The organism is Rhodococcus sp. 06-418-5 (assembly GCF_002258285.1).
Classification (GTDB): domain Bacteria; phylum Actinomycetota; class Actinomycetes; order Mycobacteriales; family Mycobacteriaceae; genus Rhodococcoides.
On the sequence record NZ_NOYE01000006.1, the window covers coordinates 81,773 to 94,856 of the forward strand.

Sequence of the window (13,084 nt, forward strand, 5' to 3'; positions counted from 1 at the left end):
TGAAAAACCCCCCTCGTGCTTGGCGGCGAGAAGGGGGGTCTTCCGGATTCACAAGTGAGCGAATCGCTCCGCTCCAACCACCCACCGGGAACAACCACGAACACGACAGGAGGTGTATTGACATCATAGCTCAGTACCCCTGCCTCGCCGTGATTTGCGCTCCGAACCCAGCGCGCGTCGTACATCTACGTGTCGGCGGTGAGTCGTGACGTCACCGACTCCCAACCGCGGCCACATGTGGTCGATGGACAACATCCGTCCACGCCTCGAGCAGCTCGGCGGCTTCAAAGCCACATCGAGTACCCAGTTTCAGGCGAGATGCCCCGTTCACGACGACCGTCACGCTTCGCTGTCTGTCACCTGGACTCCGGGCCACCACGGTTCTGGAATGGTGCTGCTGCGGTGCCATGGCTGCTCAGCGACGGCCGCAGAAATCGCCGAGCGTCTCGATATCGGTGTGTCCGATCTGTTCGACGAACCCTTGCCGAGTCGGGATCCGAGCGCACCGCGTGTCGGTAGATCCCCGCAGCAACGGGCAGCGGGCAAACGACGTGGGCGTCTGGGGCGTCTGCCTGCTCGGATTGCCGGTCCGATGCCGGAGCCCGAGGTCGAGCACTCTTGGTCGGAAGTTGCGCGCTATCCCTACACCGATGCCGACAGCGTATTGGTGCAGGAGGTCATCCGCGAGGAGTGCACCTCGTGCGGCGTCAAACACAAACGATTCCGGCAGTTGTTCGTCGGTCCGAATCGCACGTACGTCAAACGTAAGCCTGCGGTGTTCACTCCGGTCCTGTTCGCGATGCCGCAGCTGCAAGCGGCGCTGTCGGCCGGCCAGCCGGTGTGGCTGCTCGAGGGCGAAAAGGATGTCGAGACCGCGATGCGTCTCGGTCTGTGCGCGACCACGAATGCCCAGGGTGGCCTGAACTTTCCGCCACAGCTCGCCGAGGTGTTCGCCGGTGCCGCAGTGCGCGTTGTGCTCGATCGTGACGCCGCAGGATACGAGCGCGGCATCGAACTGGCGTCGCTGCTCGGCGCAGTTGATGCCGAGGTACAACTGCTGCTACCCGGCACAACAGATGACAAATCAGACTTCACAGATCACGTCGAGGCCCAGCTGTGGGATCCGGACGATATGTGGAACGGGTTGATTCCCGTCCATGTCGGTGAGGTTGCGGCACATGCTGCGCTGGCCAAGCTGCGCGGCAAGGCCGCCGAGGTCGAAAAGGCGGCTCAGGAAGCGGCTGCGCGTGCCGAGCGCGGGCGAGTATCAGGTCACCAGGATGAGTGCGCAGACGAGATCCGCCTCGCTGGGCGCTGGGCCGTCGAGGCGGAGCGCCTGTTCGAGCCGTTGAGCGAAGCCGTCGATGCGGTGCGTAGTTTCGCTGCCGCTGAGGGCACGAAGTGGTCGCAAGAAGCGGTCGATGCCGCTACCGCTGTGTGGCGTACTGCCCGCACGGCTGCCCGTGCCGCACACGATATTTCGCGCACTCCGATTCCACCGCTGCTGCACGACGAGGACGAGCACGACGCGGTGCCGCCGGCGACCGGATCCAGCCACATCGACGCCGGTGAATCGACACATCCGCTCCCTGACGGACCCCGACTGCACCTGGTCGGGGCGGCCACCCGCGGCGCTCAGATATCTGCACCGACGTATCGGGTCGTAGAGGGAAGCCTCGTCGAAATCGTCACCAACCGAGATGGCGAGCAGACCGCCAAAATGGTGCTCAGCATCGATGCTCGGATCGTGGAGATGGAATACCTCGAATCGCAGGACGACGGCCTCGACGTCGACGCACCGACCCTGCTCGGACGCGAAGATATCGTCGGGCAGCGGGAAGCCAATCCGCCGTCGCCCGAACAGCTTTCCGCTGTCGTCATCGGGTACACCCATCCCGATACGGGCGAGTTCATGCGTATGCGGGTGGACGCACAGGACTATCGGGACTGCACCTGGGCGGATTCTCTTCCCGGGCCGCCGACGTACGACTCCAAACCCTCTGGAATCGCCAAACTTCGCGACGCCCTGAAAGTGGCGGGTGGAGTGACGATTGCCCGGACGGTTCGATTCCGTTCCACCGGTTGGCGTAAGGACCGAAACGACGAGTGGTTCTACGTGCACGCGGGTGGCGCTATCAGTGCTGCCGGTGCCCGTGTTGCGCCGGTTCTGCTCAGTGGACCGCTCTCGCGTTACGACCTGCCGTGCCCGATCGCCGATGCACCTCGATTGCGTGATGCCTTCATGGTCGATTCGGGATCGATGCTGACGCGTCTGCCGGTGCGAATCGCTGCTCCGTTGCTCGGGCACGTCTTTCGCGCGGCCTTGGGACCCAACCCCTGGGTTCTTTCGCTCATTGGTTCGCCCGGTTCGTACAAGACCTCGATCGCGTCGATCGCGATGCATCACTTCGGTGAGCTGTGGGATCGTCGGCGGCCGGCATCGTCGATGTCAGGTAACGGTGACACTCTCAATGCGCTTCGCATCAAACTGAATTCGTCGAAAGATGCGCTGTACTGGGCCGATGATGTCGCTCCCACACGAGACTGGGGGGCTGCACAGAAAGCGCTCGAAGAGTTCGCGCGCATGGTCCACAACGGCGAACAACGGAGCCGTTCCAGTCGCGACGGGTTGAGCATCCTCGACGGCACCGCCCCCCGATCGTCCGCGATGGTGACCTCCGAGGTCATGCCTCGACCAGGGTCCGGCGCTCAGCGCATGTTGGTGGTGCCGTTGCAGTCCGACGAGATCGAACTCGACGAGCTGATTCGACTCGACAGTGAGCAGTCTCGACATGGACGCGCCCTGCTGATGGCCTCGTTCCTGCAGTGGTTGTGCCCCCGCCTCGAGGAACTGCGGGAAAAGGTCTTCAACGAGGGCGCGCACTACGCCGAGGGCTTACGTGAGCAGGGTGAGACCGTGCGCCAGGCCGAAGCGGTCGGTGCAGTGTGGGCAGGGTGGCAGGCGTTCACCGCTTTTCTGCTCGATGTCGGCGCGCTCGATGCCGATGAGGTCGAGCAAGTTCTCGACGTCGTCGACGGCGGATTGCACGACGCGGTCGTCGCTGCGGCCGATCCCGATCTGCCTTCACGTACCGGGGCGCGGGTGCGCGAGCTCCTTGCGCACGCACTGCGTACCGGGTTGGCCTACGTCGACGACGTTCGTACCGGTGAAGCACCCGACCGCCCGCTCGCCGGCCGGTTGGGGTGGCGACGGACGTTGGTCTCGGACTATCAGGACGTCAAGAAGTACCGCGAAGACGCACGCGGGATCCGGTTGGGGTACGTGCTCACCGACCCCGGACCACGCGACGGTGAAGCGCAGCTGTTGATCGAATCGACTGCCCTCGAACAGGTTCTGAAAGCCGCGGCATCGACGATGTCCGATGCTCCACAGATCGATCGAGGCACGGCGCTGCGGGCCCTCTACGACGAGGGAGTTCTGATCGCCGAGGAACGCGCAGGCAAGACACCCCGTTACACCGTCCAACGCACCATCCATTGTGAGGAACGGCGGCAGCGGATGACCGCTCTCCGTCTGTGGGCGATCCTCGGCGACGGCCCCGACGACGGTCAGATCGGCATCTTCGACGCTGATGGCGGACCCGACGATGCACCGGACGGTACGACACCGAGCGACGTTCCGGGTTCGACCTCCGCAGTGGCCGACCTCGCGACGTTGTTCTCGGTATCGAACAGCGACACCTCATCGACGACGGGCAGCTCTCGTGCCAACGACGCGGAAGCTACGTCTGACAACTCCGAACAGGAGGACATTCCAGTGGGAAGCTACCCCGATGCCGAGGGCCATATCGCTGTGGCAGAACATATTTCGCCGAGCGTCCCGTGCGTGAAGTGCGGAGTGGGCTCGGGCCTTCGCTTCGATGGCCACGTTCTGCACGCGCAGTGCTGGTTCGGAAGCACAGCTGCCTCCCGCGCTGCACTGGTTGCCGATACCGCAGCCGCAGCGAAGCCGCCTGCACCCGCCTCCACTGGCCCGCGGCCGTCGAACGAACCTGCTCGTCGAGCTGCTTCCGAGGCCGCCGAGTCGAGTGCTCCTACGGTTGCGCAACCCAGTGCGCCGCTCGAGACCACGCAGCCTCGGCGTTCAGCTCCCGCGAAGACCGCGGCCAACCCGTTCGCTGCCCCTGCCGCCGTCCTGGACGTCGATGGCATTTGGATGCCCGACGGAAGTCGAATCAATTTGCCACAGAACATCTCTCACGTCGGTCATGTCGCCGCGCTGGTGCAGGAGCTGCGTCTGGGCACTCAGACTTCGTCGTGGCAGAGCGAACCGGGACAGATCTGGGTGACCGCGGCGATGACCGAGAAGTTCGGGGTGGATCTGAGCACGCTGAGCGACGATCCGTCGCAGCGACGCAAAGACGTCGGCGAGGCCACTGCCGGCACAGCGTTCGTCACAGATGCAATCGCCGACGGTTGGACCCTGGGCAAGCCCGGTGACCGGCTCGGTGCGTGGACCCGTGTGTGGCGCACCCAGGGCGAGCACCGCGGTGTGTGGGTCGTCCTGGCTGCCGGCATGAACGCCGATCCACGCGATATCCCTATTCTCGGAGACCGACCGTCCCCGAGCAAACTCGCGCGTCGATTGTCGCTGTTCGCCAGCGCGTTGAAGATGCCGTGGGTGATCACCCCGCAGTCCACAGGTTTCGACCTGATGATCTCGACTCGATTCAAGGACCGCGAGCGGATGTTCGGGGCACAGACTCCCGTCGGCCCGGCCACCATCAGCTCCCTCGAGGACGATTACGCATGGTCCCGCAAACCGACCAGCGACGAGACATCGATGATCTACGTCCACGCGTACGACCGAGGAGGCTCGCATGCTGCGGGAATCGCCGGTTTGGAGATGCCGATCGGATCGGCCACTCATCATCCAGACGGGCGAGCGTTCGACAAGAAGCTGCCGGGCTATTGGCGGGTAGAGGTTCCCGAGGCAGGGGACTGGCGCATCCCACATCCATTGATGCCTCTCGGCGGCCGGCCGGGCCTGCTGTGGGTGACCACACCGAGTCTGCAGGTCGCCGGAGAACTCGGCTACGAGCTCGAACCTGTCGAGGCCTACGTGTGGAACGAACATGGCCGAGTACTCGATCCGTGGTACGAGCGAATCCGGGACGCACGAACAGCTTTGGACGTCGACGACGTCGACGCTCAGTTGGCCAGAGATCTGCTCAAGGGCGTCTACACGCGCACGATCGGCCAGATGGGGTCCTCGGTTCATATGACCGGACGAGCAGGTTTCTCGCCTGAGCGACGCCATCACATCATCGCCAAAGCGCGGGCGAACATCACTCGTCGCATCGTCAAGATCGGCACCGTCTCCGACCGGTGGCCGGTGGCCATCACGAACGACACGGTTCTCTACACCAGCAACGATCCGGATCCGATCGCGTCCTGGCCTGGGGAGGACAAGCAGCTCGGTCGAGGGTTCGGCCAATACAAGTGGGAGGGCTCCGCTCGACTCGGCGATCATCTCGAGTTCCTCGTCGGTGGCCGCTACAAGGGCAAGGAAGCGCTGACGATGAACTGGGATGCCACGACAGGCAAGGGGGAATAGCCAATGGCCGGGCGCAAGCATGCTGGCTTCAAAGAGAACCTGGAAGCAGACGAACGCCGACGCAGCTCACTGTTCCAGGGCTTGACGGGCAGGCGTGGTGCCGATGTCTCCGGCAAGGCCGGCACCACCCCTGACATGCGTGGGATGCTCCTCGCCGCGTACGGCCCGGGCACTCGGGGCGGGGTGAACACTGCCGCAGCTGCGCGCGATCTCGGAGTCTCACGTCGTACGGTGGAACGCTGGGTTGCCGCCGAGGGACGCCAGCGAATCTCGAAGCCGAAGGCCGAGACTCTGAGCAAGCTCACCACCAAGTCGCGGCAGGCAGCGACGACGCAACAGGGCCGGCGCGCCGCCATCAAAGCTGTCCGAGAGAGCAAACAGGGCAAGTCGATCGCCAAATACGGTGCGCGCGTACAGATCAAGGGCCGACAAGGCGTCGCCGGTGGGGGAGGGTTCTACATTCGCAATCGTTCCATCCAGATCCCCCCGGATCAGAGTGGTATGTCGCCATCCGATGTCGAGTCGATGTGGTCGGCGTACGAACGCGGCGGCGACAAAGCGCTCTCGAAGTGGCTCAGCGGCTACGCCAGCGATCGGTACGTCGACGGATGGACCTTCGAGAGCATCGACAACATCTCCATCGACCCGGTCTGACCATAAGAGTCTGCGAGTTCAGGTGTTCGGAGTGTCCGGTGCAACCGCTACGGTATCGGTGGAATCGCGCACGGCAGCGCTCTGCAGGAGGGATCAGAAAGACATGTTCGAGACCAAGTCTCAGCAGTGGAAGACCCGCGTCGTTTCTGCGTTGGCGGGTCTGATCCTCGTCAGCATGGCTGTGCAGGCCAAAATGGGATACGGCGTCTTTCTCGGACCACTCCATTAGAGCGACATGAACCCGAAGCGGCCGCGGTGGACCAAACGACAGCTCGAGGTCGCATTCACCGCGTGCTACGGCCCCTTGGTCAACGGTGGTGTCGATATCGACTATGTCGCAGCGGCATTCGGGGTGACTCGCCGTACCGTTCAGCGTTGGCTGCAGGGCTCACCTCGCGCTCGAGCGGCCATTCCCGTCCGCCGGTTGCAGCAACTTCAATTTCCCCTTCCTGAAATCCGACGTGTCGAACAGCAGACCCTCGACAATGCACGAACTGTCTTGACCGGGCTCGATCTTCCCCGTGGCCGCGGTGTCCGCAAGGAATGGCGAGAGCGACGATGGCTGGACCCCCATGTCGTGGCGATCCTCCGTCCCCACGGCTCTCCGGACCTGCGGCAGGTAGCGATCGCCAGAGGCGCACCACGCCCCGTCGCGGCACTACATAAGCGGGGCCCGCTCGATGACTTCGTCACCGTTCCCACCCGTTTCCACGCCGACGCCCTCGTCGGTGAACTGCTCGACCGCGTCGGCCCATGGCGGCTCTATCCGGACGACCGTGTCGTCGAGCTCGGCCGAACCCGCGTGTGGGCCGCATGGGCACCACCGATCGACCTACCCGCTATTGCCCGCGGTGCGGGCCTACTCGACAACTGATCAGCCTCGACCGCCGTACCCACGCTCAGTACTCGTATCCGCACCCATGACTGTCCTGTGTCGCCGCGACGAGAGAATGTCAAAGAAAGAGTGAATCGCGATGAATCGCAACAACAACTGGAACTCAAGCCTGTATATCGCTGCTGTTCCGCTCGGGCTTGCTGCCGCCTACCTAGTCGTGTGTTGGCCTTTCGAGGCATTAGTCTCGGTTCAGAGGCATCTCGGTACCGGATCCGAGGTAGTCACCGAGTCGACCCCGCCGACGATGCCCGGCGCTCAAATTGGCTTCCTAATTCTCTTCTTCGCCGCAGTTGCCGGTCTCGCTCTCGTCGCGGCGGTGCGCCGGTTCATCGAACCGAACGAGACCGAACCGAACAGCTTCCCTGGGACGTGGCGAGCGCGGACGCTGATGAGTGCAGGATTGTTCCCCATCGGCCTGTGCATGGCCTCGTTGCTGTCCCCCGAGGATGCCGAAAACCTTTCGCGCACCAGTGACTACGGCAACCCGGCACAATGGTGGAACAGTGCGCACCTTCTCGTCGCCGGCTTGGCCGAGGAACCGTTCTTCAGTGCGCTTCCGGTCTTGTTGCTCTTCGGGGTCGTCGGACTGGTCTGGCGCGTCCAGCCGTGGATGCTCGGCATCGTCATCGCGAGCTCAGCTCTGTTTCGAGCCTCCATCCATCTGTACCAGGGAACAGGGCAAGCGTTGTCGGCGTTCGTATGGGGCGCTGTGGCCGTCTACGTCTACTATCGACTCCGCAGTCTCACGGGACTCGTTCTGGCCCATACAGCTTGGAATGCATTCGTCATTGCGAACAATGGTGACTACACCGCGGCTCAGATAGTGATCGGCGGGTGTATCGCATTCACCGCCCTGTGGTCGATTTACCGACTGTCGAACACACCCACCCTCAAGCACGCCGATCTAGCACGCCCGACGGCAGCGGCCGGCCACTTTTCGATCACCACCAGCGAAGGACATTGATGAGGAATCTGACAACCATCAAACGTTGCGCGGTGATCGGCAATGCGGTGATCGGTATCAGCGCCTTCACAAAGAGCGGAATATCGTTGTGGCAGCTCGCTACTGCCAGCGGATACCCGGCAACACTGGGATGGGTTCTGCCACTGGTGCTCGACGGAATGGTAATCCTCGCAACACTCATGCTCGTCGTCGACGCCTCACACCGCTGGTTCGCGTGGGCCTTGCTGATTCTCGGGTCGATCGCATCGACGGCCGGCAACATCGTGCACGTCTCGATGGTGGACTACAGCTCGACCTTCACCGTGGCCGCGCTGGCCGCTGCTGCGCCGCCGCTGGTGCTGCTGGTCACCACGCACCTGATGATCCAGCTGGTCCGACTCGAAGCATCAGCTGTAGACGACAGCACCGACCAGCGTCACTCGGCCCCGAACAGCTCCACAGAGGCCGAAACAGCCGTTCTGTGTGTCCACGTCCTGAAACTGGCCAGCGAAGGCCACGAGCACGCTGCAGTGGCCACCAAGACCGGGCTACCCATTGAGGTCGTCGACGCAGTCATCGCAGCCGCCGAGGACGAACTCCAGATCGGCTCTGAGGAGGATCGATACCTCGCCCCGGCATGAGTTCCCCGTCGGTCTACTTCATTCGCGAGCTCAGTTCGTCGAAGAATGCTGCGAGCATCGACGGCGCGTCGGGGCTCTCGAACTCTTTGCCCCCGAACCGATAGACCTCGTATCCCGCTAGCCGGAGACGTCGGTCTTCGGTGACCATCTCGGCGTACAGCTGCGTGCTGGCGCGGCCGTCTTCGTTGGCGTAGTGCTGACGACCGTCGACCTCGATGACGACGCGTTTTCTTGCACTGAAGAGCAGCAAGAAGTCCATGCGTTGGCGTTCGAGGGGACTGCTGCCCTTGCGTTGATACTTGGTGTACGGGTCGTAGTGGAGGTAGACCTGCGGGATCAGAGCGGGAATACCGAAGCCGTGCTCTCCGTATCGACGTGAGTAGACGTCCAAGACCATCCGCTCGGGTTCGTTCTTACCGAGGCTCTCTCGCAGCCGTTTGTACAGTGACCGCCCGACATCGCGATCGTCCGTGTCTGCCATTGCTTGGTGCTCACGCCACCACTGAATCAGCTCCTGAAAGGACAGGCCGGCCTCGGTTATCGGTCTGTCGTAGACCAGGCAGAACTCAGCATTCTTGGTGATCAGGATGTCGTTGCTGACCGCGTCGCGGAGCACCATCTCCGGTTTGGGACCATTGGCCGCGAAAATGAGGTTCTTTGCGGGAGAATCGACACCGCTGGAGCCCTTTTCGTACTCTGCGATCAGCACCGCGAGCCCGTGGTCCGCGACGTCGCATTCTGCAAGCACGCGACGCGCCAGTGCGACGAGCTGGGGGATCTCGAATCCTACGAGGTAACCATCGATCAGCGACCGCTTGGTGTCGGCCTCAACCGGGGTACCTGTACCTGCCCACGTCAGGTCGAGTTCGTCGGGTAGGACCACTTCGAGGGCGGCTCGCGAGAACCCATAGATCAAGGTGTCCTCGATCGCCGACCTGAGCGTTCTGGTCGACACGATCACCCGTCGCGGCGGCTCCTCCGAGAGGCCGGCCGCAAGTGAATCCCAGAAGCTCATCGGTCAGAGGCTCCGCGGGCGGCCATGTTGAGCGGAGCGCTTACCGGCGTCGATGGCCTGGATCCAAACGAACTTCGGCGAGAATCGCCCAGAGCTTGGCGTCGTCGCCGTCGTCTCGGTGATCGGCGATGGCCTGCACGAGGGTGTTGATGACCTCACGAGAGCGTGGATTGAATCCGGCAGCTCGCGCACCAGCCCAGGCCAGGGGGTCGTCGACCACCTTGTCGAGCCTGTCGAGGGCGTGGATACACAGGTCGTGGAACTTGCCGGCACGTTTGTATTGGGCGTCGTCGAGTTCGCCGGTATCGAGCGCTGCTGCTGCTTGCTCGACGTAGACATCGATGATCGCGTTTGCGCGATCGTTGAGCTGCGGATCGAAAGTGAGGGTGTTCCAGAATGCACGCCAATTGGCTGTATCGCCGGCGGTGTTCGAGCGCGGCAGGAGGTTGTCACGAATGATCGCAGCCAGTTCCGGGTCCGTCAGTTCGCTGATCGCTCGGGCGTCGGCGGAATTCGAGGGGAGCGGGGCCGGCGTCTTGCTTCGACGCCATGGCTCGGGCTCGGTCATGTGTGCAGCTTCCCTCTCGAACGTCGCGGTTGGTGCGTTTTTCGTCGGCGGCCCGTGAGATCTGCTCCGGTATTTGTATCACTCGAACAGGACACTTCGGTCTGCTCTTTTGGCCGCTTCGTGAACTTACCGCCCGGCGCACCCGCTGTCCCCGGCACCGGGTGCGCCGGGGACATTTTCGCTTGTCAGGTGCTGTTTTTGTCGGTGTGTCGGGGTAGGTTCGAGTTGTTCTGTTGATCGGGCGGACTGACCATCTGCCCTTGTGTTAGCCCTGGGAGGGTTTCGTCGTGAGCGGTGTGTCGAGCGAGAACGCGGTGTCGGGTAGCGAGATGGTGTGGCGTGAGCGTGTTGCGTGGGCGTATCTCGCTCACGTGGCGCGGGGGCAGGGCTCGTTGGTGCATCTGGCGGTGTCCTTATCGGGCGTGGAGGCTGCAGCCGAGGCTGTGCGGCATCGGGAGGTGTCGGAGGACTTGTTGCGTGCGACGGCTCGCTCGTGGGACTACTCAGGTGCCGAGGCAGACCTCGAGACGGCGGCAACGCTGGGAGCACGATTGGTCACTCCTGCGGACGCTGAGTGGCCGCAGCGGCTGCGGATGGCCGGATGGCTGGAGGGATCGACTCCGGTCGCTCTGTGGGTTCGTGGACAGGGCGCGCTGCCCGGTGCTGATGTGTCGGCGGTGGCGCTCACCGGCACCCGGGCTGCGACCGCTTACGGCGAGCATGTCGCGTCGGAATTTGCCGGGGATCTGGCGATGCGTGGGGTGGCGGTCCTGTCGGGCAGCGGGTTCGGGATCGAGGGAGCGGTGTTGCGGGCAGCGTTGGGGGTCGGTGCAGGACCGGTAGCGGTAATGCCGTGCGGCTTGGATCGGGCGTATCCGTCCGGTCACGCTCGGTTGCTCGAGCGCGTCGCGGAACAGGGTGTGGTGGTGAGCGAGTACTCGTTCGGTGCAGAGCCTCGACGAGAACGATTCAACGGGAGTGGCGCGCTGCTGGCGGCTCTCTCCGATGCGGTAGTGGTGCCCGAGGCCGGGTCACGCGGACGTGCACTGTCTGTGGCCAGGGAAGTGCACAGGCTCGGGCGGGCGGTGTACGCGGTACCAGGGCCGGTCACCTCCGCAGCGTCGAACGGATGCCATACGTTGATCATCGACGGTGTGGCGCGTCTTGCAATGTCGGCTGCTGGCGTGTGTGCTGATCCGAACGTCTCCTGATCGGCTCGACACCGATCCGAAAGTGTGGTCGGGTATGGACGTGAGCCCTAGATGGGCCTCGGAAGCCGACTCCGCTCCCGAGGAGTTAGAGCGAGAGCCTTTGTCGCTCTGATCCTTTCGCTTCTCCCTAGACGTTCGACAACAGGCTCGCCCAGCGAAACACATGGGCGGGCCTGTTGTCTTTCCCCACCGAGCCCCGGCGCACTCGGTGCGGTCCCCGGCACCGAGTGCGCCGGGGACCAAATGTGTTGCGCGTGAGCCGTTCTTGTCGGTGGTCTCGGCTAGATTGTGGGTGTTCTGTTGATCGGGCGGACTGACCATCTGCCCCTGTGCCCTGAAAGGGGTTTGTCCGATGTCCTCTGTTTTTCGTATCTCCTCACCCGCTGATGCTGTTGCCGTGGCCGTGATGCTGGTCCGCTACGTTCCCGAGAACGAAATGGTGGTGTTCACCCCAAACTCGACAGGCGGGGCCGTCATGGCCTGCCCGCTGGGGGAGGAAGCGCCGATCGGTGGTGCCCCGTTGCTGGTGCCCAGCGGTCACCCCGTGCGTGATCTATCCGGACCGCGCGTGGTGGTCGTGTTCGGCAGTGACACACACGCCGATGCGGCATCGATGGCCGTTCTCCACGAGTTCTCGGGCGATGACGTTGCTGTGTTCCAGTTCCACGAGGGACGTGCGCGCCGCTACTTGATGAACGGGGTACTGGCGGGACCGCACGAGGTCGGCGAGGCGGTCGACCTGACGGCTCACCCCTACGTGGTCGGAGCGTTGCTCGAGGGGCAGGTACGTCTGGCCTCTCGCGCCCAAATCCGCGCGGGCTTCGTTGCCGAACAGTTCGGTGCCGAACGCGCCGCGAGTGTGGTGGACATGATGCGGGCTGCACGCGGGGCGTTCCCGGCAGTAGGGCCGATCTCGGCCGCAGAGACCATCCACCGCGAGGTACTCGCCGGGTATCTCGATTCAGGCAACCGCGGAATCGAGATATCGGATTACCACGCTGCGATGCTCGCAGCCGCCGCCTCTGACGTGCGCGTGCGCGATGTGCTGTTCGTTCACTTCACCGAAGCCAACGCCGCAGTCCTCGGCGAACTGTGGCGGCAGGTTGGCGCGGTGTTGCCCGCCAGCGAGGCAGGCCCCGCCTTCGTCCTCGCTTCGCTGAGTTACTGGATCGGACGGGAGGCGGTGCCGGCGCGGGAGGCAATGAACGTTGCCCGTGGGCTCGCCCCCGATCATTCCTTGGGGCAGCTGCTCGAACGCGCATACAACGCGGGAATCAACCCGGCGCTGTGGGAGCAGATTCGGCCCGCTGCGCTCGATGCAGAATCCGAGCGATCCCGTAACGAATGACTTGAATGCGATTGATCCGAAACCGGTTTCGCTGAATACACCATGCATCGGCGAGCCGGTTTCGGTTCGACCGCCCTCGAAAAATTCTCGATTGCAAATTGCAAATTGAGCGCGATCGAATAACAGATGCAACCGCGAAGGCGCGCAGCGCTTCGACCGAGTCCGCGAGTTCTTCGGAACGGCTTGCCGTTTCGCCTGCAGCGGCGGGCGCGCAGCGCCCAGCCCCAGCCC

The 13,084-nt window shown here is 63.6% G+C and carries 10 protein-coding genes; 8 read left to right on the forward strand and 2 right to left on the reverse strand.

What is annotated here, in order from left to right; all coding sequences use genetic code 11:
* Nucleotides 1-205: 205 nt before the first annotated feature.
* The 6 genes from CH274_RS01620 (at nt 206) to CH274_RS01645 (ending at nt 8,711) form a co-directional block, all read left to right on the forward strand.
* Complete coding sequence (locus CH274_RS01620) at nt 206-5,578, forward strand: telomere-binding protein (RefSeq protein ID WP_032364989.1); 5,373 nt, start codon at nt 206-208, stop codon at nt 5,576-5,578.
* A 3-nt stretch (nt 5,579-5,581) separates the two neighbouring features.
* Nucleotides 5,582-6,232 carry a helix-turn-helix domain-containing protein gene (locus tag CH274_RS01625; RefSeq protein ID WP_015586063.1) on the forward strand — a complete coding sequence of 217 codons (651 nt, stop codon included), beginning with the start codon at nt 5,582-5,584 and terminating at the stop codon, nt 6,230-6,232.
* A 103-nt stretch (nt 6,233-6,335) separates the two neighbouring features.
* The gene (locus CH274_RS29615; RefSeq protein WP_254924250.1) at nt 6,336-6,461 is read left to right on the forward strand and encodes a hypothetical protein; all 126 of its coding nucleotides are present in this window, start codon (nt 6,336-6,338) and stop codon (nt 6,459-6,461) included.
* Between the two features lie 6 nt (nt 6,462-6,467).
* The gene (locus tag CH274_RS01635; protein ID WP_015586061.1) at nt 6,468-7,106 is read left to right on the forward strand and encodes a hypothetical protein; all 639 of its coding nucleotides are present in this window, start codon (nt 6,468-6,470) and stop codon (nt 7,104-7,106) included.
* A gap of 265 nt (nt 7,107-7,371) precedes the next feature.
* Nucleotides 7,372-8,091 carry a CPBP family intramembrane glutamic endopeptidase gene (locus tag CH274_RS01640; RefSeq protein WP_032394817.1) on the forward strand — a complete coding sequence of 240 codons (720 nt, stop codon included), beginning with the start codon at nt 7,372-7,374 and terminating at the stop codon, nt 8,089-8,091.
* On the forward strand, nt 8,091-8,711 hold the full coding sequence (locus CH274_RS01645; protein WP_015586059.1) for a DUF2637 domain-containing protein: 621 nt from the start codon (nt 8,091-8,093) through the stop codon (nt 8,709-8,711). Before CH274_RS01640 ends, CH274_RS01645 begins: the two co-directional genes overlap by 1 nt.
* 13 nt (nt 8,712-8,724) lie before the next feature.
* Here the strand turns inward: CH274_RS01645 and CH274_RS01650 are convergent, their stop codons facing one another.
* Nucleotides 8,725-9,726, reverse strand: a complete 1,002-nt coding sequence (locus CH274_RS01650) for a hypothetical protein (protein WP_072692241.1) — start codon at nt 9,724-9,726, stop codon at nt 8,725-8,727.
* Nucleotides 9,727-9,766: 40 nt separating this feature from the next.
* On the reverse strand, nt 9,767-10,294 hold the full coding sequence (locus tag CH274_RS01655) for a hypothetical protein (protein WP_015586057.1): 528 nt from the start codon (nt 10,292-10,294) through the stop codon (nt 9,767-9,769).
* A gap of 287 nt (nt 10,295-10,581) precedes the next feature.
* Between CH274_RS01655 and CH274_RS01660 the strand changes: the two genes are divergently transcribed.
* Nucleotides 10,582-11,505, forward strand: coding sequence for a DNA processing protein DprA (locus tag CH274_RS01660; RefSeq protein WP_052047799.1), 924 nt, complete (start codon nt 10,582-10,584; stop codon nt 11,503-11,505).
* A 352-nt stretch (nt 11,506-11,857) separates the two neighbouring features.
* The gene (locus tag CH274_RS01665) at nt 11,858-12,853 is read left to right on the forward strand and encodes a DUF4192 family protein (protein WP_015586055.1); all 996 of its coding nucleotides are present in this window, start codon (nt 11,858-11,860) and stop codon (nt 12,851-12,853) included.
* Nucleotides 12,854-13,084 lie beyond the last annotated feature (231 nt).

Bases quoted from the DNA above. Each gene is read 5' to 3' on its own strand.
- CH274_RS01645 (WP_015586059.1), top strand. From the start codon at position 8,091: ATGAGGAATCTGACAACCATCAAACGTTGCGCGGTGATCGGCAATGCG.
- CH274_RS01635 (WP_015586061.1), top strand. From the start codon at position 6,468: ATGAACCCGAAGCGGCCGCGGTGGACCAAACGACAGCTCGAGGTCGCA.
- CH274_RS01655 (WP_015586057.1), bottom strand. From the start codon at position 10,294: ATGACCGAGCCCGAGCCATGGCGTCGAAGCAAGACGCCGGCCCCGCTC.
- CH274_RS01640 (WP_032394817.1), top strand. From the start codon at position 7,372: ATGCCCGGCGCTCAAATTGGCTTCCTAATTCTCTTCTTCGCCGCAGTT.
- CH274_RS29615 (WP_254924250.1), top strand. From the start codon at position 6,336: ATGTTCGAGACCAAGTCTCAGCAGTGGAAGACCCGCGTCGTTTCTGCG.
- CH274_RS01665 (WP_015586055.1), top strand. From the start codon at position 11,858: ATGTCCTCTGTTTTTCGTATCTCCTCACCCGCTGATGCTGTTGCCGTG.
- CH274_RS01650 (WP_072692241.1), bottom strand. From the start codon at position 9,726: ATGAGCTTCTGGGATTCACTTGCGGCCGGCCTCTCGGAGGAGCCGCCG.
- CH274_RS01625 (WP_015586063.1), top strand. From the start codon at position 5,582: ATGGCCGGGCGCAAGCATGCTGGCTTCAAAGAGAACCTGGAAGCAGAC.